Raw genomic sequence first — 25,137 nt, 5'->3', positions numbered from 1 at the left:
TTGCGGCTGGAGAGCGGAAGTGGTCTTGGAGATTGATCTTAACCGCCCCGAACCTTGCGACGAAGATTTCGAGATAGCGGCGTTGTCGCCCGGCGACAACGCCGCGCGAACGCGGCGGCGCGGCGAAATACGCGCCGATGCCGTGTTAGGCAAGCGCGCCGCATCGGCGTAACGGGGAACGCGCCCGGAAGCGTTCCGGATGCGTTCCGCCGTTATTGACCGGTCGAGCCGGTTTGCGCGGTAACGGCGCTCGGGCAAGGGAGCACGGTGGCCGCGACCGGTTTCGTTCCCGGTGTCTTCGAAGCAGCCGGCGGCGCGGCCGGCATGGGCGCCGCGCTCACCGTTCGCACGCCTGCAGAAATCTCGGCGGCGAGTTGATCGACGGCGCGCCGGTGGCCCGCCACCAGATCGTCGAAACTCGCGCCGACCGGCTGCTGCGCGAGCGTCCGGCACGTCAGCACCGCCTGATTGGCGACGCCGCGCACGCTCCACACGGCGTCGATCAACGCCTGCTTCGCCGGCCACGATTCGAACCGCTGCACGTTCACCTTCACGCGATACACCGGCACGCTGTCGGGATGCGGCGTGCCGTACACGTCGATCGTGCCGAGTTGCTGCGTGAGATCCGACGACAGCGCGCGCCGCACTTCATCGGCGGGAAGCGAGGCCCAGCGGTCGTCTTCGAGCACGTTGACCTGCGCGGGGCCGGTCTGCACGACGATCTGGGTCCGCGCGTTCTGCTGCGGCATATCGACGGGCGCGACTTCCAGATAAAACGGCGAAGGCGTCGCCGACGACGAATGGATCTCGCCGCCGAGCGTATAAAAGCGGGCGCTCGGCGAGGAACTGCACGCGGCGAGCGCGAGGACGGCGCCGGTTGCGACGGCGGCGGCCGCCAGCGATGAACGAGCCTGGACGGACGTCATGGTTTATCTCCTGGTTTGCCGCGCAACAACGATTCCGGATGACGCTCCAGATAATCGGAGAGCGCATTGAGCGACTGCAGCGTGCGTGTGAGTTCCTGCAACGCCTGATGAACATCGGATTGCAGCGGCGAGTCTTGCTGCAGCGTCGCCTGCGCCTCACCGAACGTCTTCTTCGCGGCGTTCAACGTGTCGCGCGCTTCCGGCGCGACCTGCGTGTCGAGTTGCTTGAACAGGCTGTTCGCGTTCATCAGCGTGCTGTTCAGGTTCGTGCCGATCTCGTCGAACGGAATCTTGTCGAGCTTCCGGGCGATATCCGCGACCTGCAGTTGCAGTTCATCCAGCGTGTTCGGCACGGTCGGCAATTCCACCGGGTCGGCGTTCACGTTGACCTTGACAGGCGCGGCCTTCGGGAAGAAATCGAGCGCGATGTACAACTGGCTCGTCAGCAAGTTGCCGGTTCGCAACTGGCCGCGCAGACCGTGTTGGACAAGCCTTTCGAGCAATTGCTGGCCGAGCGCCGTGCCCGGTTCCGGCACCGACTGCCGGAAGCGCTTGCCGAGCCGCTCGGGATAGACGTTCAGCGTGACGGGCATCTGGAAACTGCGCGATTTCGGATCGTATTCGATCGCGATATTCGTCACCTGACCCAGCACGATGCCGCGGAAATCGACCGGCGCGCCGACCGACAGCCCGCGCAGCGACTGATTGAAATTCATCACGACGCGCAGCGGCTGGCCGTCCGGATCGCGCATGGCGTCGGTTTCGTCCGAACCCAGGCGGAACGTCATGTTGTCCGGCGCCTGCGGCCCCGGCTGCTGGTTGGGCGGCGTCTGGAACGCGATCCCGCCGAGCACGACCGTCGCGAGCGACTGCGTATTAAGCGTGAAACCGTTCGAATCGAGCCGCAGATCCACGCCGCTCGCGTGCCACCAGCGCGAATTCGTGCCGATGTACTGGTCGTAGGGCGCATTCACGAACACGTCCATGGTCACCCCGGTGCCGTCCTTGTCCAGTTTGAACGCGACCACTTGCCCGACCTGAACGCGACGATAGTAAATGGGCGAGCCGATATCGATCGAGCCGAGCGACTCGCCGCGCAGCGTGAAGCGGCGGCCTTTCTGGTCGGCGGTCACGGCGGGCGGGTTTTCCAGCCCGACGAATTGAGTCTCGTCGTCGTCTGATTTCCCCGCGTCCACGCCGATATACGCGCCCGACAACAACGTGCTCAGGCCCGATACTCCGCTCGCGGCCACGCGCGGACGCACCACCCAGAAGCGCGTGTCCTTCACGGCGAAGTCCGACGCTTCCTTCGTCAACTGCACGTCCACGAGCACGCGCGAATGATCTTTCGAGAGGTTGATGGTCTTGACCGTGCCGACATCGACATCCTTGTACTTCAGCTTGGTCTTGCCCGGTTCGAGCCCTTCCGCGCTGACGAAACTGATGGTGATCGTCGGCCCGCGTCCCGCCACCGATTTCACCACGAGCGCAATGCCGATCAGCGCGGCAATCAGCGGAATCACCCACACGAGCGACGGCAGCCAGCGGCTGCGCGGTTCGATCACGGGTTCGGGCAAGTTCGCCGGCAGGCCGCCGATGGGTTCGTCAGGTTGCTTTGGCTCGTTCGGCCCTTGCGGACTAGTCATATTTTTTACCTGAGGGTTCGATGTTGTCCCACATCAGTCGCGGGTCGAATTGCATGGAGGCGAGCATGGTCAGCACCACCACGCCGCCGAACGCGAGCGCGCCCGGCCCGGCGGTGATGACCGCGATCGACTGGAAGCGCACGAGCGCGACGGTCAGCGTGACGACGAAGACATCGAGCATCGACCAGCGCCCGATCCGCTCGACCGCGCGGTACAGCGTCGTGCGCTGGCGGGGCCGCCAGACCGAACGTCGCTGCACGTTCCACGTGAGGAATGCGAGCGTGCCGAGCTTGAGCATCGGCACGAGAATGCTCGCGATGAAAATGATGGCGGCAAGCGGATAGTCGCCGTCGTTCCAGAACAGCGCGACGCCGCTCATGATGGTGTCGTCTTCCGAGCCGACGATCGACGACGTGTGCATGACCGGATAAAGATTCGCCGGAATGTACAGGATCGCGGCGGTGATGAGCAGCGCCCAGGTGCGCGCGATGCTGTCCGGATTGCGCCGGTGCACGGTTGCGCCGCAGCGTGCGCAGCGCTGGCGCTCGACGGTGATCGCGCGCGGCTGCACGAGCCCGCATGCGTGGCAGGACACCAGGTTCGAGCGCGACGCGGTCGTGTAGAAAACCGGTGCGGCGGCTTCGGCGTTTGTGTCTGGCGGAGCGGCGGGCGCCGTGTCCGGCGTGTCGGGCTGATTCACACTGCTCATGTTCGCGGACTCTGGCTGGTTTGGGCCGCGTCGGCGTTCTGGTGCGACGGCTCGGTCGGGCGCAGCATATCGAGCGGCGAATCGGGCGGCGAACGGCGTTTCGGCAGATCGGCGGCGATATCCCAGAGGGCGCGCGGATCGAACATGACGACGACGGCGAACATCAGCGTGAGTGCGCCGAACGCGAACAGCGCGGCTTCCGGGATCACGCGCGCGAGGCTCACCATTTTCACCAGCGTGACGACCACGCCGAGCATGAACACTTCGATCATTCCCCACGGCCGCACGAACTGGATCGCCCGCAGCACATGGTTGAAGCCGACCGGCACGAAGCCCGCGCGCAACGGCACGAGCACGTAGAGCAGCGCGAGCAGTTCGGTCATCGGAAAAAGGATCGTTGAGCAGAACACCATCACCGCGACGATTTCCATGTTTTCGCTGCCGAGCGCCATGATCGCGCCGATCAGCGTGGTTTGCGTGGTGAGCCCGTTCGCGTCGAGTTCGACGATAGGAAACGCCTGCGCGATCAGGAACGTGATGAGCGCGGCGAGCGTCACCGCGCAGATCTTGTCCAGATTCGACGAGACGCTCGCGTACAGCGTCGCGCCGCAACGCGGGCATTTCGCGGTAGTGCGGCGCGGCAACGCGCGCTTCGAGAAAAGCGCGTCGCATTCGTGGCACGCGATGAGATCGTGATGGTCTTCCATAGGTCGAGATGCCGAGGCTCGCGGGGGCGTTCGTGGTGGGCGCCGTGATTCGACGGCGGCGGCCGCTACGAGCTGCGCGCCGGACCAGCCGGCATAGTATCAAACGGTTTGACGCGGCACAGCACGAAGCCTGCCAGCCCACTTGGATACAGCCGCTGCGCGCGCCGCTGACACGCTACCAATACTGCATTTTCGGACCGTTGCACCGGTGGAATAGTTCGTTGCAACAGCGAGAAGATGCCTTCCAGAGTCTTGCTGCGTGCCGCTGGGACTCAATGCCGGCGGGCATCGTGCATGAACGGCGGTACTTTTTGCCCGCTCTCACGCAATGTTTCCCGTTCGGGTACGATGGCGGCCTCAAACACCGATCAGCACGCGCTGGCCGGCCCCGAATATTTTCATCAGGTCCGCCATGGAAAGCCGTCCCAACTTTTCGACCGCTCAATATAGCGGCATCGCCATTGGCCTTCACTGGCTGATCGCCTTGTTGATCGTGTGCGGCTTCTATCTCGGCTGGATCATGACGGACATTCCGGGGTTCACGCCGACCAAGCTCAAATACTTCTCGTGGCACAAGTGGATCGGCGTGACGGTGTTCGCGCTCGCGCTCATCCGGACGATCTGGCGCGCGACCCACGCCGCGCCCGCCATGCCGCGCCAGATGCCCGCCTGGCAGAAGGGCGCCGCGCATGTCACGCACTTCCTGCTCTACGCGCTGATGCTGGTGATTCCCATCTCCGGCTATTTCTACAGTTCGGCCGCGGGCATTCAGGTGGTGTATCTCGGCGTGGTGCCGCTGCCGACCATCATCGGACCGGACAAGGTCCTGAAGGGCACGCTGCGGCTCGTCCATATCGTGCTGAATTACGGCTTGCTCGCGCTCGTCGTCATGCATGTGCTCGCGGCGCTCAAGCATCATTTTGTGGATCGCGATGGTTTGCTCGGCCGCATGCTGCCGTTCCTGAAATAAGGCTTATGCAGTCGATTGTTTCCCGGCTGTTCGCAAGCCATTTCGCGACGGCTGATTGTTTCCGGATGGTTTTGATTTCCAATAACGCGTTACGCGAATTTCGCCGAGCGGGAATGTTAGGCGCGCCGAAATCGTTTCAATGAGTTTAAAGGGCAGACATGAAAGCGAATTTTTCCCGTTGGATGCTGACAGGCGTTGCCGCTGCTGCGATCGTCGTGGCGGTATCGGCGAACGCGCAGGTCGATGTGTCGAAGAGCACGGTCACGGCGACCTCGAAGCAGATGAACGTGCCGGTCGACGGCACGTTCAAGAAGTTCACGGCGCAAATTGCCTTCGATCCCGCGAAACCAGCGGGCGGCTCGGCGAATCTGTCCATCGACACGGGCAGCTACGATCTCGGCGACGACGAATACAACAAGCAGGTTCGCGGCAAGGACTGGTTCGACAGCGCGGCGTTTCCGGCTGCGACCTTCGTCTCGACCGGCATCACGCCGGCCGGCGCGAACCAGTTCAAGGTCGCGGGCAAGCTCACCATCAAGGGCAAGTCGCAGAATGTGACCGTGCCGGTCACCGTGACGCAGCAAGGCGCGACGCAGACCTTCGACGGCACGCTGCCGATCAAGCGCACGCAATTCGACGTCGGCGCGGGCGAGTGGAAAGACACCTCGGTGGTGGCCGATGACGTGGTCATCAAGTTTCATATCGTCGCCGCGAAGAAGTGAGCGGCACGCGGCAATTGGCGCAACTTTGCGCAACAACCAGTTAGGAGAATCACTTGAAAAAGAACATTCTGATCGCAGCGGGCGCGCTCGCAGTCGCCATGTCGGCCAGCGCCATGGCAGCCGAAACGACCTATCAACTCGATCCGTCGCATACGTATCCGAGCTTCGAGGCTGACCACTTCGGCGGCGTTTCGGTGTGGCGCGGCAAGTTCAAGAAGAGCAGTGGCACGGTCACGATCGACCGCGCGGCGAAGACGGGCACGGTGAACGTGACCATCGACGCATCGTCGATCGACACCGGCAACGCCAAGCTCGACGAGCATCTGCAAAAGGCCGAGTTCTTCGACGTCGCGAAATTCCCGACCGCCGAATACAAGGGCACGTCGATCAAGTTCGACGGCGATACGCCGGTCGAAGTGGTCGGCACGCTGACGATGCACGGCGTGACGAAGCCGCTGAACCTGAAGATCGACTCGTTCAAATGCTTCCAGAACCCGATGCTGAAGAAGGAAGTGTGCGGCACGGAATCGACGGCGACCTTCGATCGCGGCGATTTCGGCATGGACTACGGCAAGGCCTATGGCTTTAACCTCAAGACGACGCTGCATATCCAGGCCGAAGGCATCAAGCAGTAAGCTTCGCTGGTTTCCCGGCTGGACGAAAGCCCGCTTCGATTTTCGAAGCGGGCTTTTTTTGGCTTTTTGTTTTTGCCGTCTTCGGCTTTTACGTGCGACGAGCCGATAAAAAACCGCCTGTCGAAAAGACAAAAGGCCGGTTCGCGAGAACCGGCCTTTGTTGTTGCTTGCGCTACTGAGCGACGATAACGCTCAGACTTCCGCGCCCGCGTTCGGATCGTTCGGATCGTATTTCGGCTTCTTGTCCGACACGAGGTCTTCGCGTTTCACGCCGAGCCACATCGCGATCGCGGCGGCGACGAACACCGACGAATAGATACCGAACAGAATGCCGACTGTCAGCGCCAGCGCGAAGTAATGCAGCGTCGGGCCGCCGAACAGGAACATCGAGAGGACCATCATTTCCGTACAGCCGTGGGTGATGATGGTTCGCGACATCGTGCTCGTGATTGCATGGTTGATGACTTCGATCACGCTCATCTTGCGTTGCTTCCGGAACGTCTCGCGGATCCGGTCGAAAATCACGACCGATTCGTTCACCGAGTAGCCGAGCACGGCGAGAATCGCCGCGAGCACGGACAGCGAGAACTCCCACTGAAAGAACGCGAAAAAGCCAAGGATGATCACCACGTCATGCAAGTTCGCGATCACGCCGGCGACCGCGTACTTCCACTCGAAGCGGAACGACAGGTAGATCACGATGCCGATCACCACGCACGCGAGCGCGAGCAAACCGTTGGTCACCAGTTCCTTGCCGACCTGCGGACCGACGAACTCGACGCGCTGCAACTGCGCTTGCGGGTCGGCGGTTTTCAGCGCGGTCATTACCTGATCGCTCTGCTGGGCGGAGGTGAGGCCGGTCTTCAGCGGCAAGCGGATCAGCACGTCGCGGGACGTGCCGAAATTCTGCACTTGTGCGTCGGCGTAACCTAATGACCCAAGCGTGCCGCGCACGGGTTCGAGCGGCACGGCTTGCGGATACTGCACCTCGATCACCGTGCCGCCGGTGAATTCCACCGACAGATGCAGCCCGCGATGCACGAGGAAAAACACGGCCGCGAGGAACGTGATGAGCGAAATGGCGTTGAACAGCAGCGCACGCTGCATCAACGGCAAGTCACGACGAATACGGAAAAATTCCATGATCTATTCTCCGGGGCTCAGTTTGAAGAGCCCGGTTTCTTCGGGGCATCGACGCCCGGCCCGGAGCGGCGGCGCACCGTCGGCTTGCCGGTGCGGGCGGGAGCGGATTGTTTCGGCGCGCGCGCTTGCGCCGGGACCGGCGCCTTGACGCGCGGCGCGGCCTGCACGATTTCATCGACGGCGGAATCGTCGCCGCGCTGGTTCGCGAGATACGCGGCCGTGGCGCTGGCGGCATCGCCTTCCGGACGCCACACCTGGCCGATCGCGAGCGACTGCAGTTTCTTCTTGCCGCCGTACCAGAGGTTCACGAGACCGCGCGAGAAGAACACGGCCGAGAACATCGAGGTCAGGATGCCGATACAGTGGACGACCGCGAAGCCGCGCACCGGGCCGGAACCGAACGCGAGCAGCGCGAGGCCGGCGATCAGCGTGGTCACGTTCGAGTCGAGAATCGTGGCCCAGGCGTGCGAGAAGCCGTTCTGGATAGCCAGTTGCGGCGGCGCGCCGTTACGCAGTTCCTCGCGGATCCGCTCGTTGATCAGCACGTTCGCGTCGATCGCCATACCGAGCGCGAGCGCGATTGCGGCGATACCCGGCAAGGTGAGCGTGGCCTGCAGCATCGAGAGAATCGCGACCAGCAGCAGCAAGTTGACCGACAGCGACAGCATGGAGATCAGGCCGAACAGCATGTAGTACGCGATCATGAAGACGGCGATCGCGGCGAACCCGTAGGTCACCGAGTGAAAGCCTTTCTTGATGTTGTCCGCGCCGAGGCTCGGACCGATCGTGCGTTCTTCGATGATGTCCATCGGCGCCGCGAGCGAACCGGCGCGCAGGAGCAGCGCGAGGTCGGTGGCGGCTTGCGGCGTCGGCTGGCCGGTAATCTGGAAGCGGTCGCCGAGTTCCGACTGGATGGTCGCGACCGTCAGCACTTCGCCCTTGCCCTTTTCGAACAGCACCATCGCCATCGGCTTGCCGATATTGTCGCGCGACACGCTGCTCACCGCGCGGCCGCCGGCGGCGTCGAGACGGATGTTTACCGACGGGCGCTGATGTTCGTCGAAACCCGCCGACGCGTCGATGATGCGGTCACCGGTGAAGATCACCTGCTTGCGCAAGAGAACCGGCGCGGAGTTGCCCTGCGTGAAGAGTTCGTCGCCCGGCGGGACCGGATCGTTCGGGCCCGGATGCGTGTTGGTCGGATCGGCGAGACGCGATTCGAGCGTCGCCGTGCGGCCGATGATGTCCTTCGCCTTCGCCGTGTCCTGTACGCCCGGCAGTTCGACCACGATGCGGTCGGAGCCTTGCTGCTGGATGACCGGTTCGGCCACGCCGAGTTCGTTCACGCGGTTATGCAGCGTCGTGATGTTCTGCTTGAGCGCGCCGTCTTCCACCAGCTTTTGCGCGGCCGGCGTGAACGTGCCGACGACCTGATAGCCGTCGCTTGCCTGACGCGTCGCCCACTGGAGTTCGGGCACGCCCGTCACGAGTTGCGTGCGCGCGGCGTCGGCGACGGACTGGTCGGCGAAATTCACGACCACCGACTGATCCACGCGATTCACGCCGCCATCGCGGATATTCTTGTCGCGCAGGAGCGCGCGGGCATCGGCGGCGTCGGAATCGAGTTTCTTGTTCAGCGCGCCCGCCATGTCCACTTGCAGCAGGAAGTGGACGCCGCCGCGCAAGTCGAGGCCGAGGTACATCGGCAGCGCGTGCAGTGCGGTCAGCCAGCGCGGCGACGCAGCCTGCAAATTCAGCGCGACGACGAATTGCGGATCGGTGGGATCGGCGTTCAGCGATTTCGTCAGCAGATCCTTCACGCGCAATTGCGTGTCGGTGTCTTTCAGGCGCACGCGGATATTCGCGTTGGCCGACGTGTTGTCGAACGTGACTTCGTCGGCGTTGACCTGGTTCGCTGCGAGCGCACTCTCGACTTTATCGAGCGTGGACGAATCGAGCTTGACCGTTGCCTTGCCGCTCGACACCTGCACCGCCGGCGCTTCGCCGAAAAAATTGGGCAGCGTGTAGACGAGGCCGATGACGAGCGCCACCAGCATCACGGCATATTTCCAAAGAGGGTAACGATTCATGGGGATGGCCGAACGGGAAAGTTGGCGTGGGAGAGAGCGATGCGTCCGGCGATGAACGAGGGGCCGCGAGGCCGCGCCGGACGCGAAGAACGGGTCTTACAGCGACTTGATCGTGCCCTTCGGAAGAATCGTCGTGACAGCAGCCTTCTGGATGGTGATTTCCGTGCCTTCGGCGATTTCGACGCCGACATACGCTTCCGTCACCTTCGTGACCTTGCCGACGATCCCGCCGTTGGTCACGACTTCATCGCCCTTCGCCATCGCGCCGAGCATGTTGCGGTGTTCTTTCTGGCGCTTCATTTGCGGGCGGATCATGATGAAGTACAGCACGGCGAACATCAGGATCAGCGGCAGGAAACTCATGATGCTGGATTCGGCGCCACCTGTGCCTTGTGCAAAGGCATTGGAAATAAACGACACGTTGGTCTCTCCGTTATAACAATCGATCAAAATTAGCCGGCTATTCTACCACCGGCCCACGTCGCGGCAGCGCTGGAATGCGCTTTGCGATCAAGCTGTTAAAGTGCGACGTAGGGATATTGTAAGGCTTTCGTTGCGAAGGCTAGTCGATCCCGCGCGCCCGGTTCTCGTGAAACAGCTTCCGGAACGCATCGAAAGTGTGGTTTTCGATGGATTCACGCACTTCGCTCATCAACTGCAGGTAGTAGTGCAGGTTGTGAATCGTGTTCAGTTGCGCGCCCAGAATTTCGCCCACGCGATGCAAATGGTGCAGATAACCGCGTGAGAAATTACGGCAGGTGTAGCAACCGCAGCTTTCGTCGAGTGGCTTCAGCGAGTTCTTGTGCGCGGCGTTGCGAATTTTGACGTCGCCGAAACGCGTGAACAGCCAGCCGTTGCGCGCGTTGCGCGTCGGCATCACGCAGTCGAACATGTCCACGCCCGACGCCACGCCCGCCACCAGATCTTCCGGCGTGCCGACGCCCATCAGGTAGTGCGGTTTGTCGGCGGGAAGCTTCGGGCCAATGTGTTCGAGCACGCGCATCATGTCTTCCTTCGGCTCGCCGACCGACAGCCCGCCGATCGCGAAGCCGTGAAAGCCGATATCCGCGAGACCGGCGAGCGATTCGTCGCGCAGATCCTCGAACATGCCGCCCTGCACGATGCCGAACAGCGCATTCGGATTCCCGAGTCCGTTAAATTCGTCGATGGAGCGCTTCGCCCAGCGCATCGACATGCGCATGGAATCGGCCGCGTCCTGATGCGACGTCGGCACGCCTTTGGTGGCGTACGGCGTGCATTCGTCGAATTGCATTACGACGTCGGAATTCAGAATCTTCTGAATCTGCATTGAGATTTCCGGCGAGAGGAACAGTTTGTCGCCGTTGATCGGCGATGCAAACGTGACGCCTTCTTCGGTGATCTTGCGCAGATCGCCCAGCGAAAACACCTGAAAACCGCCGGAGTCGGTGAGGATCGGACGATTCCAGTTCATGAAGCGATGCAGGCCGCCGTGCGCGCCGATCGTTTCCAGTCCCGGCCGCAGCCACAAATGGAACGTGTTGCCCAGAATGATCTGCGCGTTGATTTCCTCCAGCTCGCGCGGCTGCATCGCTTTCACGGTGCCGTACGTGCCGACCGGCATGAAGATCGGCGTCTCCACGACGCCATGATTCAGCGTGAGGCGGCCGCGTCGCGCCTGACCGTCGGTCGTGATGAGATCGAATTTGAGGCCGTTATCGGGCTTCGGCGGGGTTTGACCGTCGGTCATTCGTGACTCCTGTGCCACCGGAATACAGTCCGGCGCAAATGTTGAGCGGGCCTCGACGGCCCGCGCTAGCGATGGGTAAATGCAAAAACGGCCCGCATTTTACTGCGCGCGCGTGAGGAGCATGGCGTCGCCGTAGCTGAAAAAGCGGTAGCGCTCCTGGATTGCGTGGCGATAAGCCTCGCGGATCGTCTCGACGCCCGCGAACGCGGATACGAGCATCATCAGCGTCGATTTCGGCAAGTGAAAATTCGTCACCAGCCGGTCGACCACGCGAAACTCGTAGCCTGGCGTGATGAAGATATCCGTTTCGGCGGTCGCCGCCGCGAGCGGCACGCCCGCATTCGCGGCGTCGCGCGCGGCGGCTTCGAGCGCGCGCATCGACGTGGTGCCGACCGCGATCACCTTGTTGCCGCGCGCTTTCGTGGCGGCGATCTTGTCGGCGAGCGATTGCGGCAGGTGGTACCACTCGCTGTGCATCTTGTGATCGGCGAGATTTTCTACGCGCACCGGCTGGAACGTGCCCGCGCCCACGTGCAGCGTGAGCGTCGCGCGTTCCACACCGCGCGCGTCGAGCTGGGCGAACAGCGCGTCGTCGAAATGCAGGCCCGCCGTCGGCGCGGCCACCGCGCCCGGATTGGCGGCGTAGACGGTCTGGTAACGCGTTTCGTCGAAGGCGTCGGGATCGTGCTCGATGTACGGCGGCAGCGGCAGACGGCCGTGTGCCTCGATCAGCGTCAGGCAATCGGCTGGGAAATGCAGCGTGTAAAACGGTTCGACACGCTCGCCGACGGTCACGTCGAAGGCATCGGCGAGACGCAGCGTGGTGCCGGGCGCGGGACTTTTGCTCGCGCGGATCTGGGCGAGCGCGGTTGTCGCGCCGGTCAGCCGCTCGACCAGCACTTCGATCCGCCCGCCGCTGGCCTTCTGGCCGAGGAAACGCGCCTTGAGAACCTTGGTATCGTTGAACACGAGCAGATCGCCCGGCGCGATCAGGCCGGGCAGTTCCGCGAACTGGCGGTCGGTGAGCCGCGCGGGCGACCGGCCGTTGTCCACGTCGAGCAGACGGCTTGCGCTGCGCTCCGCGAGCGCCGTTTGCGCGATCAACTCGGGCGGCAGATTAAAATCGAAATCGGAAAGCGTGAGCATGGGAAATGTATCGGTGCGCGGTGTCGATGCGCGGTTTTTGATGCTGATTCGGGGCGTGTTCGCGTGGGCGGCGGGCCATGAAAGTCGTTTTCACGGCGGCGGCGCGGGCATTTATGATGACGAACCACGCCGCCCGAGCCGCGCACGAAGCCGATATTGTACTTGCGAAGAGAGTAGATGCCCTTGCCCGACCGACGCCCGCTTTTGACCACCGACGCCGACGCGAACGCCGACGCGAACGCCGACGCGAATGCCGCCGACGCCGACGCGCCCGAGCGGCTGCCGGCGCGCAAGCGGACGAAAAGCGGCGGCCTCGCGCCGGCCGAACCGCTCAAGGGCGCGAAAGCCGTCGCGAAGAAGGCCGTCGCGCTGCCCAAAACCGTCGATAAGCTCGCGAAGCTCGGCCTTCACTCCGATATCGACCTCGTGCTGCATCTGCCGATGCGCTACGAGGACGAAACCAGCCTCACGCCCATCGGCGAACTGATTCCCGGCGACAACGCGCAGGTCGAAGGCGTCGTGTTCGACAACGAAATCGCGTACCGGCCGCGCCGCCAGTTGCTCGTCAAACTGCACGACGACGCCGGCGAGGAACTCACGCTGCGCTTTCTCAATTTCTACGGCTCGCAAGTCACGCAAATGGCGATCGGCAAGCGCCTGCGCGTGCGCGGCGACGCGCGCGGCGGCTTTTTCGGGATGGAGATGGTGCATCCCGCGGTGCGTCCGGTCGACGAGGACACGCCGCTGCCGCAGGCGCTCACGCCCGTGTATCCGAGCACGGCGGGCGTGTCGCAGGCGTATTTGCGCAAGGCCATCGACAGCGCGCTCGCGCGGGTGACGCTTCCGGAATTGCTGCCCGAGAAGATCGACCGCGCGCATTTGCGGCCGCTCGATGTGCCGGGTCTGCTGGATGCCGTGCGCACGCTCCATCATCCGCATGCGGATTCGGACGAGCACGCGCTGATCGACGGTTCGCATCCGGCGTGGACGCGCATCAAGTTCGAGGAATTGCTCGCGCAGCAGTTGTCGCTCAAGCGCGCGCACGAGGAGCGCCGCACGCGCGCCGCGCCCGCCATGCCGCGGCGGACGAGCGAGCCGCAGTCGCTCGTCGCGCGCTTTCTGGCGGCGCTGCCGTTCAAGCTGACGGGCGCGCAGGAGCGTGTTTGCGCGGAAATCGCGGGCGAACTCACGTTGCCGCATCCGATGCAGCGCTTGTTGCAGGGCGATGTCGGCAGCGGCAAGACGATCGTCGCGGCGCTCGCGGCGGCGCAGGCCATCGACGCCGGTTATCAGGCCGCGCTGATGGCGCCGACCGAGATTCTCGCGGAGCAGCACGCGCGCAAATTGCGCGGCTGGCTGGAACCGCTCGGCGTGACGGTCGCGTGGCTGGCCGGCAGTCTGAAGGCCAAGGACAAGCGCGCGGCGCTCGAAGCGGCGGCGTCGGGCGGCGCGCAACTCGTGATCGGCACGCACGCGATCATTCAGGACGCGGTGGAATTCGCGCGGCTCGGCCTCGTGATCGTGGATGAGCAGCACCGGTTCGGCGTCGCTCAACGGCTCGCGCTGCGGGCGAAGGCGAAGAACGCGGCGGACGGCGCGCGCGATTTCCAGCCGCATCAGTTGATGATGTCGGCGACGCCGATTCCGCGCACGCTCGCCATGACGTACTACGCCGATCTCGACGTGTCGACCATCGACGAACTCCCGCCCGGCCGCACGCCGATCCTGACCAAGCTCGTCTCCGATTCGCGCCGCGACGAAGTGATCGGCCGCGTGCGCGAGGCGGCGCTGACGGGACGGCAAGTGTACTGGGTGTGTCCGCTGATCGAGGAAAGCGAGACCTTGCAGTTGCAAACGGCGGTCGAAACCTACGAGACGCTCGTCGCAACGCTGCCGGAACTGAATGTCGGACTCGTTCACGGCCGGCTCGCGCCCGCCGAAAAAGCCGCCGTGATGGACGCGTTCACGAAGAACGACGTGCAGTTGCTCGTCGCGACGACGGTGATCGAAGTGGGCGTGGATGTGCCGAACGCGTCGCTGATGGTGATCGAGCATGCCGAGCGTTTCGGGCTCGCGCAGTTGCACCAGTTGCGCGGGCGCGTCGGGCGCGGCAGCGCGGCTTCCGTGTGCGTGCTGATGTACGCCGGGCCGCTCTCGCAAACGGCGCGCGCGCGTCTCCAGACGATGCGCGAAACCACCGACGGCTTCGAGATCGCACGGCGCGATCTCGACATTCGCGGACCCGGCGAATTTCTCGGCGCGCGGCAATCGGGCGCGGCGATGCTGCGTTTCGCGAGTCTCGAAAACGACGGCTGGCTGATCGAGCCGGCGCGGGCGGCGGCGGATCAGATGCTCGCGGAGTTTCCCGATGCCGTCACGCAGCACTTGACCCGCTGGCTTGGCGCGCGCGAGCATTTTTTGAAGGCTTGAGCCGCGTCTTGACGTCGGTAACGTGGAAAAGTGATGAGCCTGTGAACTCGCGGCTGCGTCGTCGGTCCCTATTTCACCCGGCGTGAAACGCGGGCGGATACAGCGTACCGGCGGCAAGTTGGCGAATCGCCGCGCCGGGTGTATAAGTCAAACCTATCGAACTAACGTCGCTGATTGGTCCCAAATGACGCTTACTGAATTGAAGTACATCGTCGCGGTGGCACGCGAGCGGCATTTTGGCCGCGCCGCCGAGGCCTGTTTCGTCAGCCAGCCGACTTTGTCGGTGGCCATCAAGAAGCTCGAGGACGAGCTCACCGTGCAGATTTTCGAGCGCGGCACGAGCGAAGTCAGCGTCACGCCGGTCGGCGAGCAGATCGTCACGCAGGCGCAGCGCGTGCTCGAACAAACGCTTGCCATCAAGGAAATCGCCAAGCAGGGGAAGGACCCGCTGGTCGGGCCGCTGCGGCTCGGCGTGATCTATACGATCGGGCCGTATCTGCTGCCGACGCTCGTCAAGCAGATGATCAAGGCCGTCCCGCAGATGCCGCTGATGCTGCAGGAAAATTACACGTTGAAGTTGATCGAGTTGCTGAAGCAGGGCGAGATCGACGTCGCGATCATGGCGCTGCCGTTTCCCGAAACCGGTTTGATGGTGCGCGCGCTCTATGACGAACCGTTTGTCGTCGCGATGCCGGCGGGTCACGCATGGGAAAACCGCGCGAAGATCGATCCGGACGATCTGAAGCAGGAAACCATGCTGCTGCTTGGCAGCGGCCATTGTTTCCGCGATCACGTGCTGGGCGTATGTCCCGAATTGATGCGTTTCTCGCAGAACGCGGATGGTATTCAGAAGACTTTCGAGGGATCGTCGCTGGAAACGATTCGGCATATGGTCGCGAGCGGGGTCGGGATTACGGTGCTGCCGCGGATGTCGGTCATGGAAGTGAAGCCGCACGCGGCCGGCGTCGATGCGGGATTGCTCAGCTACGTTGCGTTCGATGATCCGGTGCCGGATCGCCGCGTTGTGCTCGCTTGGCGGAAGAGCTTTACGCGGATGCCCGCCATCGATGCGATCTGCGATGCGATCGCCGCTTGTGATCTGCCTGGCGTCAGTAAGCTCGATATGCCTATCGCGGTGAATTGAGTGGGTTTTGCCTAGCGGCTGTGGACTGGTTTGCTTTGCTGGCGCCCTTTGCTTTTGTTTGCCTGTGCTTATTGGGAACTTGCTTTCGTGTAGGTTTATTAGCACGCCGCTATGCGCGGCAGCAGTCACTTTCTTTGCTGCTGCAAAGAAAGTAACCAAAGAAAGCAGCTTATCCGGCTAAGTGTCCACCACGAATAACCTCGCGGATAGGCGCGCAAGCTGATTCGGCTAACTCGCAGTCGTTCGGATTGGCACAGCGCCCGTCAGTTCCATCCTCGCTGCGCTCGGACGACGGGCACGTCAAAGACCAACGGTCGGTTTGGCTTCCTGGGTTATGCCCAACTGACAGGCACTTCGTGCCTGTCAGGATGGATGAGCGGCTCCACTTTGTTGTGTGGTGCGATGGCCGAATCAGCTTGCGCACCACTCCCAGAAACGGTTCGTGGTGGACACTTAGACGGACTAGCTGCTTTCTTTGGTTACTTTCTTTGCAGCAGCAAAGAAAGTGACTGCTGCCGCGCATAGCGGCGTGCTAATAGACCTACACGAAAGCAAGTTCCCAAGAAGCGCGTGCAAACAAAAGCAAACAGCGCCAGCAAAACCCAACCGTGCAAGTTCCCAAGAAGCGCGTGCAAACAAAAGCACACAGCGCCAGCAAAACCCAACCGTGCAAGTTCCCAGAGGTACGGGCATCGGAGCGGTGTACCCAACCAACCCCGCTCCCCAAAAGCGGCCCCACCCTGGGCCGCTTTATTTTTACCTATCGCATAGATTAATTTAATCGAATTAGAAATATCGATAGCGTTTGCTATGCTCGTCGCAACAAACCAGAGACAACGGACATGACGGACTCGGCCAAAACATACCGCGATGTGCTCATCGACCTGCTGGCGAATTTCGCTCGCGTTTGCTGAACCTGAACCCACTCGAATTCGACCAAAAAGAGGAACACCCCATGACCCAGCGCACGCTCACGACGGCTTCCGGCGCACCTGTTGGCGATAACCAGAACTCGCAGACCGCCGGCCCTCGCGGTCCCGTCACGTTGCAGGATTTCTGGCTGATCGAAAAGCTGGCTCATTTCGACCGTGAAGTGATTCCGGAACGCCGCGTTCACGCAAAAGGTTCGGGCGCGTTCGGGACGTTCACCGTCACACACGACATTTCGCGTTTCACGAAGGCGAACATTTTCTCGGAAATCGGCAAGCAAACGCCGCTGTTCATGCGCTTTTCGACGGTCGCCGGCGAGCGGGGCGCCGCCGACGCCGAGCGCGACGTGCGCGGCTTTTCGGTGAAGTTCTACACCGAGGAGGGCAACTGGGACGTCGTCGGCAACAACACGCCGGTGTTCTTTATCCGCGATCCGCTGAAGTTTCCCGACTTCATCCACACGCAAAAGCGCGATCCGTACACGAATCTGCGCAGCAACGTAGCGGCGTGGGATTTCTGGTCGCGTCATCCGGAATCGCTGCAGCAGGTCACCATTTTGATGAGCGATCGCGGCATTCCCCGGAATTATCGGCAGATGCACGGCTTCGGCTCGCACACGTTCTCGTTCATCAACGCAAGCAACGAGCGGCATTACGTGAAGTTCCACTTCAAGTCGCAGCAGCCGCTCGAAAATTACACGGATCAGGAAGCGGCCGCCGTCGTGGCGCAAGATCGGGAAAGTGCGCAGCGCGATCTCGTCGACAACATCGATCGCGGCAATTTCCCTCGCTGGAATCTGCGCGTTCAGGTGATGACGGAAGCGGAAGCGGCCGCGTATCGGATCAATCCGTTCGACGTCACGAAGGTGTGGCCGCACAAGGATTACCCGTTGATCGACGTTGGGGTCCTGGAGTTGAACCGTAACGCGGCGAATTATTTCGCGGATGTCGAGCAGTCGGCGTTCACGCCGGCGAACGTGGTGCCGGGTATCGGCTTCTCGCCGGACCGGATGTTGCAAGGGCGGCTCTTTTCTTACGGCGATACGCAGCGTTACCGGCTCGGCATCAACCATCATCAGATTCCGGTGAATGCGCCGCGCGCGCCGGTGCAGAACGCGTTTCATCGCGATGGCGCGATGCGGACGGACGGCAATCAGGGCGGCCGCGTGAACTACGAGCCGAATCGCTTTGGCGATTTCGCGCAGGACGCGAGCGTGAACGAGCCGCCGCTCGCGGCAGGCGACGTGGCGCGCTACGACCATCGCGAAGACGGCGACTATTTCAGCCAGGCGGGCGCATTGTTCCGGCTGTTCGACGCGGCGCAGCGCGAGCGCTTTTTCGGCAACATCGCGCGGCACATTTTCGGCGTGCCGAACGAGATCGTCGAGCGGCAGATCGAGCATTTCCGGCGCGCCGATCCGGCATACGCGGACGGCGTGATCCAGGCGCTCGCCACGTTGGGGCAACACGTCGGCGTGGCGCAGGAACTCGCCGTGAAGTAACGGCAACTCAGGCATTCACGGGGAACGACCATGACACAAGCTTTGATGGCGATCGAAAAAGCCGCGCGCGCAATCGATGAGAAAGGGCTGCGCGCGTCGCGCGGGACGCGGATTGCGCTCGGTTTCGGAATCGTCGCGGCGGGTTACGGCGCGATCGTCGTCGAAGCGTTGCGCGGCAGCGGTGTCGTGTGAAGGTGCGTCGCCACGCCGCGCCGCAAAAGGCCGCGAGCCGTATCGCGTACCAAGCCGCGTAGCGGGCCGCGCCTTGTTTCTAAGATAAACTGTCGAACGCTCGAACGGCCGTGCCCGGTGCATTCACATCCCGTCGCGCGGCGTTCGCACCGTTCGTATCACTCTCTCAAGGAGTCATCATGGCGAAGAAGGACACTGCACCGTCAGTCAATATCGGTATCAGCGACAAAGACCGCAAGAAGATTGCCGACGGTCTGTCGCGTTTGCTGGCCGACACGTACACGCTATATCTGAAGACGCACAATTTTCACTGGAACGTCACGGGGCCGATGTTCAACACGCTCCACCTGATGTTCGAAACGCAATACAACGAGCTGGCGCTCGCGGTGGATTCGATTGCCGAACGGATTCGCGCGCTCGGCGTGCATGCGCCGGGCAGCTATCGCGAGTTCGCGAAGCTCTCGTCGATTCCGGAAGCGGACGGCGTGCCGGCGGCGGAAGAAATGATTCGCCAGTTGGTGGAAGGTCAGGAAGCGGTCGTGCGCACGGCGCGCGAGATTTTCCCGTACACCGACAGCGCGAACGACGAGCCGACCGCCGACCTGCTGACGCAACGCATGCAGACGCACGAGAAGACCGCGTGGATGCTGCGCTCGATGCTCGCGTAAGGTCGATTGCGTCGATGTTTCACGAAACCCCGCGCTCGAAAGAGCGCGGGGTTTTTTATATGGGCGGCGGCATCGGATGTGTGGGTCGCGCTGCCTTAAAATGATGGCTGTCGCATTAATCGGCCACGTCCATGTTCGCCCGTCTACCGCTTTATTTCCGACTCGTTCGCCTCGATAAACCCATCGGCAGCCTGTTGTTGCTGTGGCCGACGCTCAATGCGCTGTGGATTGCCTCCGACGGTCATCCGCAGCCGATGCTGCTGGTGATTTTCGTGATCGGCACGATTCTGATGCGTTCGGCGGGCTGCGCGATCAACGATTACGCCGATCGCGATTTCGATCGGTACGTGAAGCGCACCGAGAACCGGCCGCTCACGTCGGGGAAGATTCGTGCGTGGGAGGCGGTGGCGCTGGCGGCGGCGCTGTCGCTCGTCGCGTTTTTGCTGATATGGCCGCTCAACGCATTGACGAAGGAACTGTCGGTGTTCGCGTTGTTCGTCGCGGGGAGTTATCCGTTCACCAAGCGATTTTTCGCGATTCCGCAGGCTTATCTGGGCATTGCGTTCGGCTTCGGCATTCCGATGGCGTTCGCGGCGGTTCAGGATCACGTGCCGATGCTCGCGTGGATCATGCTGGCGGCGAATGTGTTCTGGTCGGTGGCCTACGACACCGAGTACGCGATGGTCGATCGCGACGATGACGTTCGCATCGGCATTCGCACTTCCGCGTTGACCTTCGGCCGATTCGATGTGCTGGCCGTGATGCTTTGCTATGGGGCGACGTTGGCGGTGTACTTGTGGATCGGCGTAACGCTCGCGTTTGGGTGGATTTACTGGATCGGCTGGGCCGCCGCTTTGGGATGCGCCGTTTACCACTACACGTTGATTCGCGGACGCGACAGGATGGCCTGCTTTGCCGCCTTTAAGCATAACAACTGGTTGGGCGGCGTCTTGTTTGCGGGGATCGCACTGCACTATGCGGTTTTGAAGTGAACTGGGTTGGTTTGCTGGCGCCCTTTGCTTTTGTTTGCCTGCGCTTTTTGTGAACTTGCGTTCGTGTCGGTTTATTAGCACGCCGCTATGCGCGGCAGCAGTCACTTTCTTTGCTGCTGCAAAGAAAGTAACCAAAGAAAGCAGCTAGTCCGTCGAAGTGTCCACCACGAACCGTATCCGGGAGTGGTGCGCAAGCTGATTCGGCCATCGCACCACAAGACGGAGTGGAGCCGCTCATCCATCCCCGCAGGCACAAAGTGCCTGCCGGTACGGCATAACCGAACAACCGAACCGAACAACCAAACCGACCGCTCACCGATGGTTTTTGATGTGCCCGTCGTCCTCGCGTAGCGAGGACGGAACTGACCGGCGCTGTGCCAATCCGAGTGAATGCGCAGCAACCGAATCAGCTTGCGCGCCTATCGGTGTGGCTATGTGTGGTGGACACTTTTAGGCGGTCACGCTACTTTCTTTGCTTACTTCTTTGCAGCTAGCCAAAGGAAGTGATTGCTGCCCCGCACAGGGGCGAGCTAATAGACCGACGCGAGAGCAAATTCCCAAGAAGCGCGTTGCTAGGCTGGGTATGCCCGTCGTCCGAGCGCAGCGAGGAGGGTCCTGACAGGCGCTGTGCCAATCCGAACGAATGCGAGTTAGCCGAATCAGCCTGCGCGCCTATCCGTCTGGTTATTCGAGGTGGACACTTAGCCGGATAAGCTGCTTTCTTTGGTTACTTTCTTTGCAGCAGCAAAGAAAGTGACTGCCGCCGCGCATAGCGGCGTGCTAATAAACCTACACGAGATCAAGTTCCCAGAAAGCACAGGCACACAAAACAAGGGCGCCAGCAAACCAAATCCTGCCGAGCAGCACACCAAACCCCAACCCCAAAAAACGCCCAGCGGGTTCGTTCAACCCCGCCCCATCTCCTCGCCCATCTCCCGCGCCCGAGCATCGGCCGCCAACACGCCCCGCACGATCGCATCCTTAACCCCTTGAGCATCGAAAGACGCCAACGCGGCGGCCGTCGTCCCCCCCTTCGACGTCACACGCTCGCGCAGCACGCCCGCCGGCTCTCCCGACTGCGCGGCAAGCTGGGCCGCGCCCGTGAACGTGGCAACCGCAAGCGCGCGGCCTTGTGCATCGTCGAGACCTAGCTGCCGGGCCGCTTCCTGCATCGCTTCGAGGAAATAGAACACGTAAGCCGGACCGCTGCCGGAGATCGCGGTGACGGCGTCGATCTTGGCTTCGTCGTCGAACCAGACCGTCTCGCCCACCGCACCCAAAACCTCGGAAGCCAGCGTGCGCGCGTCATCGTCCACGCCATCGAGCGCCGCCAGTCCCGTCACGCCCATGCCGATCAAAGCCGGCGTGTTCGGCATGGTCCGGACGATACGTCCATACCCGCCGAGCCAGCGCGACAAATCGGCCGCGCGAATCCCGGCCGCGATGCTGATCACCAGTTGCGATCCAAGATGTGGACGCAACGCGGCGCTGACGTCCTTCAAAACCTGCGGCTTTACGGCGAGCAGGACGGCGTCGTAGTTCCCGAGCGTGGCGTCGATGGCCGCGCCCGTCGCGATGCCGAAATCTTTCTCGGTGCGCGCGCGGGCTTCGTCGTTGATATCGACGGCGTAGAGATCCGCGGGCGCGACGCCGCGCTTGATCAGGCCGCCGATCAACGCCGCAGCCATGTTGCCGCCGCCGATGAATGCAATTTTCATAATGGTTTCAGTCATTTAGTGGTTGTAGCTGCGCGCGCCGAAAATGGCGCTGCCAATCCGCACGATGGTCGCGCCTTCCAGAATGGCCGCCTCCAGATCCGCCGACATGCCGATCGACAACGTGTCGAGCGGCAAACCGTCGGCGCGCAACGTATCCATCAGTTCGCGCAAACGCGCATGCGGCGCGCGCTGCTGGTCGAGCGTGCCGCTGGCTTCGGGAATCGCCATCAGGCCGCGCAGCCGCAAGCCGGGCAACGCGGCGATCCGATGCGCGAGCGCGGCGGCCTCCGCCGGTTCGACGCCGCTCTTCGACGCCTCGCCGCTCACGTTCACCTGCAGGCACACGTTGAGCGCGGCCGCGCCTTCAGGCCGCTGTTCGGAGAGACGCTCGGCAATTTTCAGCCGATCCACCGAATGCACCCAGTCGAATTGCTCGGCGACGAGCTTCGTCTTGTTCGACTGCAGCGGTCCGATGAAATGCCACTCGATCTGCGCGCGAAGATCGGCGAGCGCGGCGATCTTCGCGACCGCTTCCTGCACGTAGTTTTCGCCGAACGCGCGCTGGCCGGCGTCGAACGCGGCGCGCACGTCGTCGGCGGGGAAAGTTTTCGTGACCGCGAGCAGTTCGACGGACGCGGCATCGCGTCCTGCGGACGCGGCGGTATCGGCGATACGTTGCCGGACTTCTTCGAGATGCTGCGCGATGGCGGAAGCGGACATGGCAAGTTCAGGCGGCGCGTGGCGAAGCGTGAATTATACGGACGGCACCTTGGAAACGTGCCGTCCGCGCTTAGCCGTAAAGCAGATGTTCGAGCAGTTGAATCCAGTGCGTGACGGGCGTCGCCGTGCCGCTCTGCAAATGCGCGATACAGCCGACATTGGCCGACACGATCAATTGCGGCTCCAGCTTGTCGAGCTTGCTGAGCTTCTGATCGCGCAGGGTGTAGGAGAGCTTCGGCTGGAGCACGGAGTACGTTCCAGCGGATCCGCAGCACAGGTGGCTATCCGCCGGGAGCCGAACTTCGATACCCAACGCCGTCAGCAACGCCTCGATCCGGCCGCGAATCTGCTGTCCGTGCTGAAGCGTGCAGGGCGGATGGAACGCCACCGTATGTACGCCGCGCCGCCGCGCGAGCGTGACGAGTTCCTCCTCGTAAAGCGGCAGGATTTCGGCCAGATCGCGCGTCATTTCCACGATCCGCGCCGCCTTCTGCGCATAAGCCGGATCGTCGCGGAGCAGGTGCGCATATTCCTTCACCGTCGCGCCGCAGCCCGACGCGTTCATCACGATCGCCTCGACGCCTTGCTCGACATACGGCCACCACGCGTCGATGTTGTTGCGCACGTCGTCCAGCGCGTCCTCGTTATAGCCGAGATGCAGCCGGATCGCGCCGCAGCAACCCGCGCCGGGCGCGCTCACGGTCTCGATGCCGAGCGCGTCGAACACGCGAGAGGTTGCCGTGTTCACGTTCGGCATCATCGCGGGTTGCACGCAGCCGTCGAGCATCAGCACCTTGCGCGCGTGCGTGCGCGTGGGCGGCGCGAGCAGCTTTTGCGGCAGCGGAATCTTGGCGCGCAGGCTGCGCGGCAGGAGCGGCCGGAACTGCTGGCCGAGTTTCATCGCGGGAGTGAAGAGCGCGGCGTTCGGCAGGAAATTCGCGAGCAGTTTGCGCTGGATACGCTGGCGCAGCGGCCGCTCGACCTTCTCTTCCACGACCTTGCGGCCAATTTCGACAAGCCGCCCGTATTGCACGCCCGACGGGCACGTCGTCTCGCAGTTGCGGCAGGTGAGACAGCGGTCCAGATGCAGTTGCGTGCTGCGCGTGACCGGCGCGCCCTCGAACATCTGCTTCATCAGGTAGATGCGGCCGCGCGGGCCGTCCAGTTCGTCGCCGAGCAACTGGTAGGTCGGGCAGGTAGCCGTGCAGAATCCGCAATGCACGCACTTGCGCAGGATGGAATCGGCTTCGTCGCCGTCGGGCGTGCCGCGAATGAAATCGGCGAGGTTGGTTTGCATCGCGTGGGGCTTCGCTCCGGGACTCAGAAATCGGGATACAGACGGCCGCGATTAAAAATGCGGGCGGGATCGAAGGCCGCTTTCAAGCCACGATGAATTTTCATCAGCGGCGCGGGCAGCGGCGTGAACACGCCGGCGTTACGGTCGTAGGCGAGCCCCGCGCGAAAGATCGTGGCGTGGCCGCCCGCCTGCTTTGCGCTGATCCGGACGGTTTGCGGATCGGTATCGGTGATCCACCAGCGCTGCGAGCCGCCCCATTCCATCAGTTGCTCGCCGGGCAGTTGCAGCGGCTCGGCAATCGACGGCAACGCGAGGCGCCAGAGCGCGGCCTTCGGCTGGATCACGGCGAAAAACGGGTCGGTCTGCTCGCGCATGCCGCCCCAGAACCGGCCCGCTTCGACCGCATCGACGACTTCGCCGCCGAGCGACAGACGCGCCGATTTCACCGCCGCTTCCGCGCCCGCGAGCCGCAATGCGAGCGTGCCGTCGCGCCACGCGCTCGCCGACAGCGGCAGCGCGTGGCCGCCCCATTCGTTGAGCTTCCTCACGGCGTCGGTCGCGTGCATGTCGAATTTGAGCGTGGCTTCAGCCACCGGTTTCGGCAAGACCTTGATGGACAGTTCGAGTATCAGGCCGAGCGTCCCGAGCGACCCCGCGATCAGCCGTGACACGTCGTATCCGGCGACGTTCTTCACGACCTGGCCGCCGAAGTGCAGCACCTGGCCCTGGCCGTTCATCACCACCGCGCCGAGCACGAAATCGCGCGGCGCGCCCGTCCACGCGCGGCGCGGGCCGGCCAGACCCGCCGCAATACATCCGCCGATGGTGGCGTCGCGGCCGAAATGCGGCGGCTCGAAAGGCAACATCTGGCCGCATTCGTTGAGCGCGGTTTCCACTTCGCGCAGCGGCGTGCCGCTTTTGACCGTGATCACGAGCTCGGCGGGATCGTAGGCGACGATGCCCCGATGCATGCGCGTGTCGAGGATATCGCCGTCCAGCGTTTGTCCGTACCAGTCCTTGGTGCCGCCGCCGCGAATGCGCAGTGGCCGCGCCTCGCCGGTCGCGCGGCGAACCCGCTCCGACCAGCCCGCGACGATGTCGTCCTCTTCCATGGTGTCCTGC

23 protein-coding genes are annotated in these 25,137 nt (G+C 62.9%); 10 read left to right on the top strand and 13 right to left on the bottom strand.

The window, feature by feature from the left end:
- The first annotated feature begins 25 nt into the window (after positions 1–25).
- On the top strand, positions 26–172 hold the full coding sequence (locus tag AC3D25_RS13365; RefSeq protein ID WP_488888853.1) for a hypothetical protein: 147 nt from the start codon (positions 26–28) through the stop codon (positions 170–172).
- A 40-nt stretch (positions 173–212) separates the two neighbouring features.
- On the opposite strand, the gene AC3D25_RS13360 is transcribed toward AC3D25_RS13365, so the two are convergent.
- The 4 genes from AC3D25_RS13360 to AC3D25_RS13345 are packed head-to-tail and all read right to left on the bottom strand — an operon-like array spanning position 213 to position 3,988.
- A complete protein-coding gene (locus AC3D25_RS13360; protein ID WP_488888852.1) occupies positions 213–926 on the bottom strand; it encodes a PqiC family protein in 714 nt (237 codons plus the stop codon).
- Complete coding sequence (locus AC3D25_RS13355) at positions 923–2,572, bottom strand: PqiB family protein (protein ID WP_488888851.1); 1,650 nt, start codon at positions 2,570–2,572, stop codon at positions 923–925. Before AC3D25_RS13355 ends, AC3D25_RS13360 begins: the two co-directional genes overlap by 4 nt.
- Positions 2,565–3,281 (bottom strand): paraquat-inducible protein A, encoded by a 717-nt coding sequence (locus AC3D25_RS13350; RefSeq protein ID WP_488888850.1) that lies wholly within the window; start codon positions 3,279–3,281, stop codon positions 2,565–2,567. The genes AC3D25_RS13355 and AC3D25_RS13350 overlap by 8 nt, the downstream gene beginning before the upstream one ends.
- Entirely contained in the window at positions 3,278–3,988 is a 711-nt protein-coding gene (locus AC3D25_RS13345) for a paraquat-inducible protein A (RefSeq protein ID WP_488888849.1), read from the bottom strand. The genes AC3D25_RS13350 and AC3D25_RS13345 overlap by 4 nt, the downstream gene beginning before the upstream one ends.
- Positions 3,989–4,400: 412 nt before the next feature.
- Between AC3D25_RS13345 and AC3D25_RS13340 the strand changes: the two genes are divergently transcribed.
- From AC3D25_RS13340 to AC3D25_RS13330, 3 genes are all read left to right on the top strand, one after another.
- Positions 4,401–4,958, top strand: coding sequence for a cytochrome b (locus tag AC3D25_RS13340; protein ID WP_488888848.1), 558 nt, complete (start codon positions 4,401–4,403; stop codon positions 4,956–4,958).
- Positions 4,959–5,116: 158 nt separating this feature from the next.
- On the top strand, positions 5,117–5,680 hold the full coding sequence (locus AC3D25_RS13335; RefSeq protein WP_488888847.1) for a YceI family protein: 564 nt from the start codon (positions 5,117–5,119) through the stop codon (positions 5,678–5,680).
- 53 nt (positions 5,681–5,733) lie between these two features.
- Entirely contained in the window at positions 5,734–6,315 is a 582-nt protein-coding gene (locus tag AC3D25_RS13330) for a YceI family protein (RefSeq protein ID WP_488888846.1), read from the top strand.
- Positions 6,316–6,507: 192 nt separating this feature from the next.
- Here AC3D25_RS13330 and secF read toward each other — a convergent pair whose 3' ends face one another.
- The 5 genes from secF to queA form a co-directional block, all read right to left on the bottom strand.
- A complete protein-coding gene (secF, locus tag AC3D25_RS13325) occupies positions 6,508–7,458 on the bottom strand; it encodes a protein translocase subunit SecF (RefSeq protein ID WP_488888845.1) in 951 nt (316 codons plus the stop codon).
- 17 nt (positions 7,459–7,475) lie between these two features.
- On the bottom strand, positions 7,476–9,548 hold the full coding sequence (secD, locus tag AC3D25_RS13320) for a protein translocase subunit SecD (RefSeq protein WP_488888844.1): 2,073 nt from the start codon (positions 9,546–9,548) through the stop codon (positions 7,476–7,478).
- A gap of 96 nt (positions 9,549–9,644) precedes the next feature.
- On the bottom strand, positions 9,645–9,968 hold the full coding sequence (yajC, locus tag AC3D25_RS13315; RefSeq protein ID WP_488888843.1) for a preprotein translocase subunit YajC: 324 nt from the start codon (positions 9,966–9,968) through the stop codon (positions 9,645–9,647).
- Positions 9,969–10,110: 142 nt separating this feature from the next.
- Positions 10,111–11,277 (bottom strand): tRNA guanosine(34) transglycosylase Tgt, encoded by a 1,167-nt coding sequence (gene tgt, locus AC3D25_RS13310; protein ID WP_488888842.1) that lies wholly within the window; start codon positions 11,275–11,277, stop codon positions 10,111–10,113.
- A gap of 99 nt (positions 11,278–11,376) precedes the next feature.
- Entirely contained in the window at positions 11,377–12,423 is a 1,047-nt protein-coding gene (gene queA / locus AC3D25_RS13305) for a tRNA preQ1(34) S-adenosylmethionine ribosyltransferase-isomerase QueA (protein WP_488888841.1), read from the bottom strand.
- 177 nt (positions 12,424–12,600) lie between these two features.
- Here queA and recG point away from each other — a divergent pair, with 177 nt between their 5' ends.
- The 6 genes from recG to ubiA all read left to right on the top strand — a co-directional run bounded on the left by recG (position 12,601) and on the right by ubiA (position 20,280).
- Positions 12,601–14,853 (top strand): ATP-dependent DNA helicase RecG, encoded by a 2,253-nt coding sequence (recG, locus tag AC3D25_RS13300; RefSeq protein ID WP_488888840.1) that lies wholly within the window; start codon positions 12,601–12,603, stop codon positions 14,851–14,853.
- A gap of 184 nt (positions 14,854–15,037) precedes the next feature.
- Positions 15,038–15,997, top strand: a complete 960-nt coding sequence (locus tag AC3D25_RS13295) for a hydrogen peroxide-inducible genes activator (protein ID WP_488888839.1) — start codon at positions 15,038–15,040, stop codon at positions 15,995–15,997.
- A gap of 955 nt (positions 15,998–16,952) precedes the next feature.
- Positions 16,953–18,428 carry a catalase gene (locus AC3D25_RS13290; protein WP_488888838.1) on the top strand — a complete coding sequence of 492 codons (1,476 nt, stop codon included), beginning with the start codon at positions 16,953–16,955 and terminating at the stop codon, positions 18,426–18,428.
- 30 nt (positions 18,429–18,458) lie between these two features.
- Entirely contained in the window at positions 18,459–18,620 is a 162-nt protein-coding gene (locus tag AC3D25_RS13285) for a hypothetical protein (protein ID WP_488888837.1), read from the top strand.
- 179 nt (positions 18,621–18,799) lie between these two features.
- A complete protein-coding gene (locus tag AC3D25_RS13280; RefSeq protein ID WP_488888836.1) occupies positions 18,800–19,288 on the top strand; it encodes a Dps family protein in 489 nt (162 codons plus the stop codon).
- Positions 19,289–19,419: 131 nt separating this feature from the next.
- Positions 19,420–20,280 (top strand): 4-hydroxybenzoate octaprenyltransferase, encoded by an 861-nt coding sequence (gene ubiA, locus AC3D25_RS13275; protein WP_488888835.1) that lies wholly within the window; start codon positions 19,420–19,422, stop codon positions 20,278–20,280.
- 905 nt (positions 20,281–21,185) lie between these two features.
- Here the strand turns inward: ubiA and proC are convergent.
- From proC to glcE, 4 genes are all read right to left on the bottom strand, one after another.
- Positions 21,186–21,998 carry a pyrroline-5-carboxylate reductase gene (gene proC / locus AC3D25_RS13270; protein ID WP_488888834.1) on the bottom strand — a complete coding sequence of 271 codons (813 nt, stop codon included), beginning with the start codon at positions 21,996–21,998 and terminating at the stop codon, positions 21,186–21,188.
- A gap of 15 nt (positions 21,999–22,013) precedes the next feature.
- Positions 22,014–22,718: a YggS family pyridoxal phosphate-dependent enzyme gene (locus AC3D25_RS13265; protein WP_488888833.1), complete on the bottom strand. Its 705-nt coding sequence runs from the start codon at positions 22,716–22,718 to the stop codon at positions 22,014–22,016.
- 70 nt (positions 22,719–22,788) lie between these two features.
- Positions 22,789–24,015 (bottom strand): glycolate oxidase subunit GlcF, encoded by a 1,227-nt coding sequence (gene glcF, locus AC3D25_RS13260; protein WP_488888832.1) that lies wholly within the window; start codon positions 24,013–24,015, stop codon positions 22,789–22,791.
- Between the two features lie 23 nt (positions 24,016–24,038).
- Entirely contained in the window at positions 24,039–25,127 is a 1,089-nt protein-coding gene (gene glcE, locus AC3D25_RS13255; RefSeq protein ID WP_488888831.1) for a glycolate oxidase subunit GlcE, read from the bottom strand.
- Positions 25,128–25,137 lie beyond the last annotated feature (10 nt).

Source organism: Caballeronia sp. SL1002 (assembly GCF_057814995.1).
The sequence above is the reverse complement of the archived record's forward strand: the minus strand, read 5'-3'. Positions and strand labels throughout refer to the sequence as shown.

Excerpts from the sequence above, each read along its gene's own strand:
- AC3D25_RS13340 (WP_488888848.1), top strand. The coding sequence starts at position 4,401 with ATGGAAAGCCGTCCCAACTTTTCGACCGCTCAATATAGCGGCATCGCC.
- AC3D25_RS13285 (WP_488888837.1), top strand. The coding sequence starts at position 18,459 with ATGACACAAGCTTTGATGGCGATCGAAAAAGCCGCGCGCGCAATCGAT.
- AC3D25_RS13295 (WP_488888839.1), top strand. The coding sequence starts at position 15,038 with ATGACGCTTACTGAATTGAAGTACATCGTCGCGGTGGCACGCGAGCGG.
- recG (WP_488888840.1), top strand. The coding sequence starts at position 12,601 with ATGCCCTTGCCCGACCGACGCCCGCTTTTGACCACCGACGCCGACGCG.
- secD (WP_488888844.1), bottom strand. The coding sequence starts at position 9,548 with ATGAATCGTTACCCTCTTTGGAAATATGCCGTGATGCTGGTGGCGCTC.
- AC3D25_RS13290 (WP_488888838.1), top strand. The coding sequence starts at position 16,953 with ATGACCCAGCGCACGCTCACGACGGCTTCCGGCGCACCTGTTGGCGAT.
- AC3D25_RS13265 (WP_488888833.1), bottom strand. The coding sequence starts at position 22,718 with ATGTCCGCTTCCGCCATCGCGCAGCATCTCGAAGAAGTCCGGCAACGT.
- ubiA (WP_488888835.1), top strand. The coding sequence starts at position 19,420 with ATGTTCGCCCGTCTACCGCTTTATTTCCGACTCGTTCGCCTCGATAAA.
- AC3D25_RS13360 (WP_488888852.1), bottom strand. The coding sequence starts at position 926 with ATGACGTCCGTCCAGGCTCGTTCATCGCTGGCGGCCGCCGCCGTCGCA.
- AC3D25_RS13355 (WP_488888851.1), bottom strand. The coding sequence starts at position 2,572 with ATGACTAGTCCGCAAGGGCCGAACGAGCCAAAGCAACCTGACGAACCC.
- AC3D25_RS13350 (WP_488888850.1), bottom strand. The coding sequence starts at position 3,281 with ATGAGCAGTGTGAATCAGCCCGACACGCCGGACACGGCGCCCGCCGCT.
- queA (WP_488888841.1), bottom strand. The coding sequence starts at position 12,423 with ATGCTCACGCTTTCCGATTTCGATTTTAATCTGCCGCCCGAGTTGATC.
- proC (WP_488888834.1), bottom strand. The coding sequence starts at position 21,998 with ATGAAAATTGCATTCATCGGCGGCGGCAACATGGCTGCGGCGTTGATC.
- tgt (WP_488888842.1), bottom strand. The coding sequence starts at position 11,277 with ATGACCGACGGTCAAACCCCGCCGAAGCCCGATAACGGCCTCAAATTC.
- secF (WP_488888845.1), bottom strand. The coding sequence starts at position 7,458 with ATGGAATTTTTCCGTATTCGTCGTGACTTGCCGTTGATGCAGCGTGCG.
- AC3D25_RS13335 (WP_488888847.1), top strand. The coding sequence starts at position 5,117 with ATGAAAGCGAATTTTTCCCGTTGGATGCTGACAGGCGTTGCCGCTGCT.
- glcF (WP_488888832.1), bottom strand. The coding sequence starts at position 24,015 with ATGCAAACCAACCTCGCCGATTTCATTCGCGGCACGCCCGACGGCGAC.
- AC3D25_RS13280 (WP_488888836.1), top strand. The coding sequence starts at position 18,800 with ATGGCGAAGAAGGACACTGCACCGTCAGTCAATATCGGTATCAGCGAC.
- AC3D25_RS13345 (WP_488888849.1), bottom strand. The coding sequence starts at position 3,988 with ATGGAAGACCATCACGATCTCATCGCGTGCCACGAATGCGACGCGCTT.
- glcE (WP_488888831.1), bottom strand. The coding sequence starts at position 25,127 with ATGGAAGAGGACGACATCGTCGCGGGCTGGTCGGAGCGGGTTCGCCGC.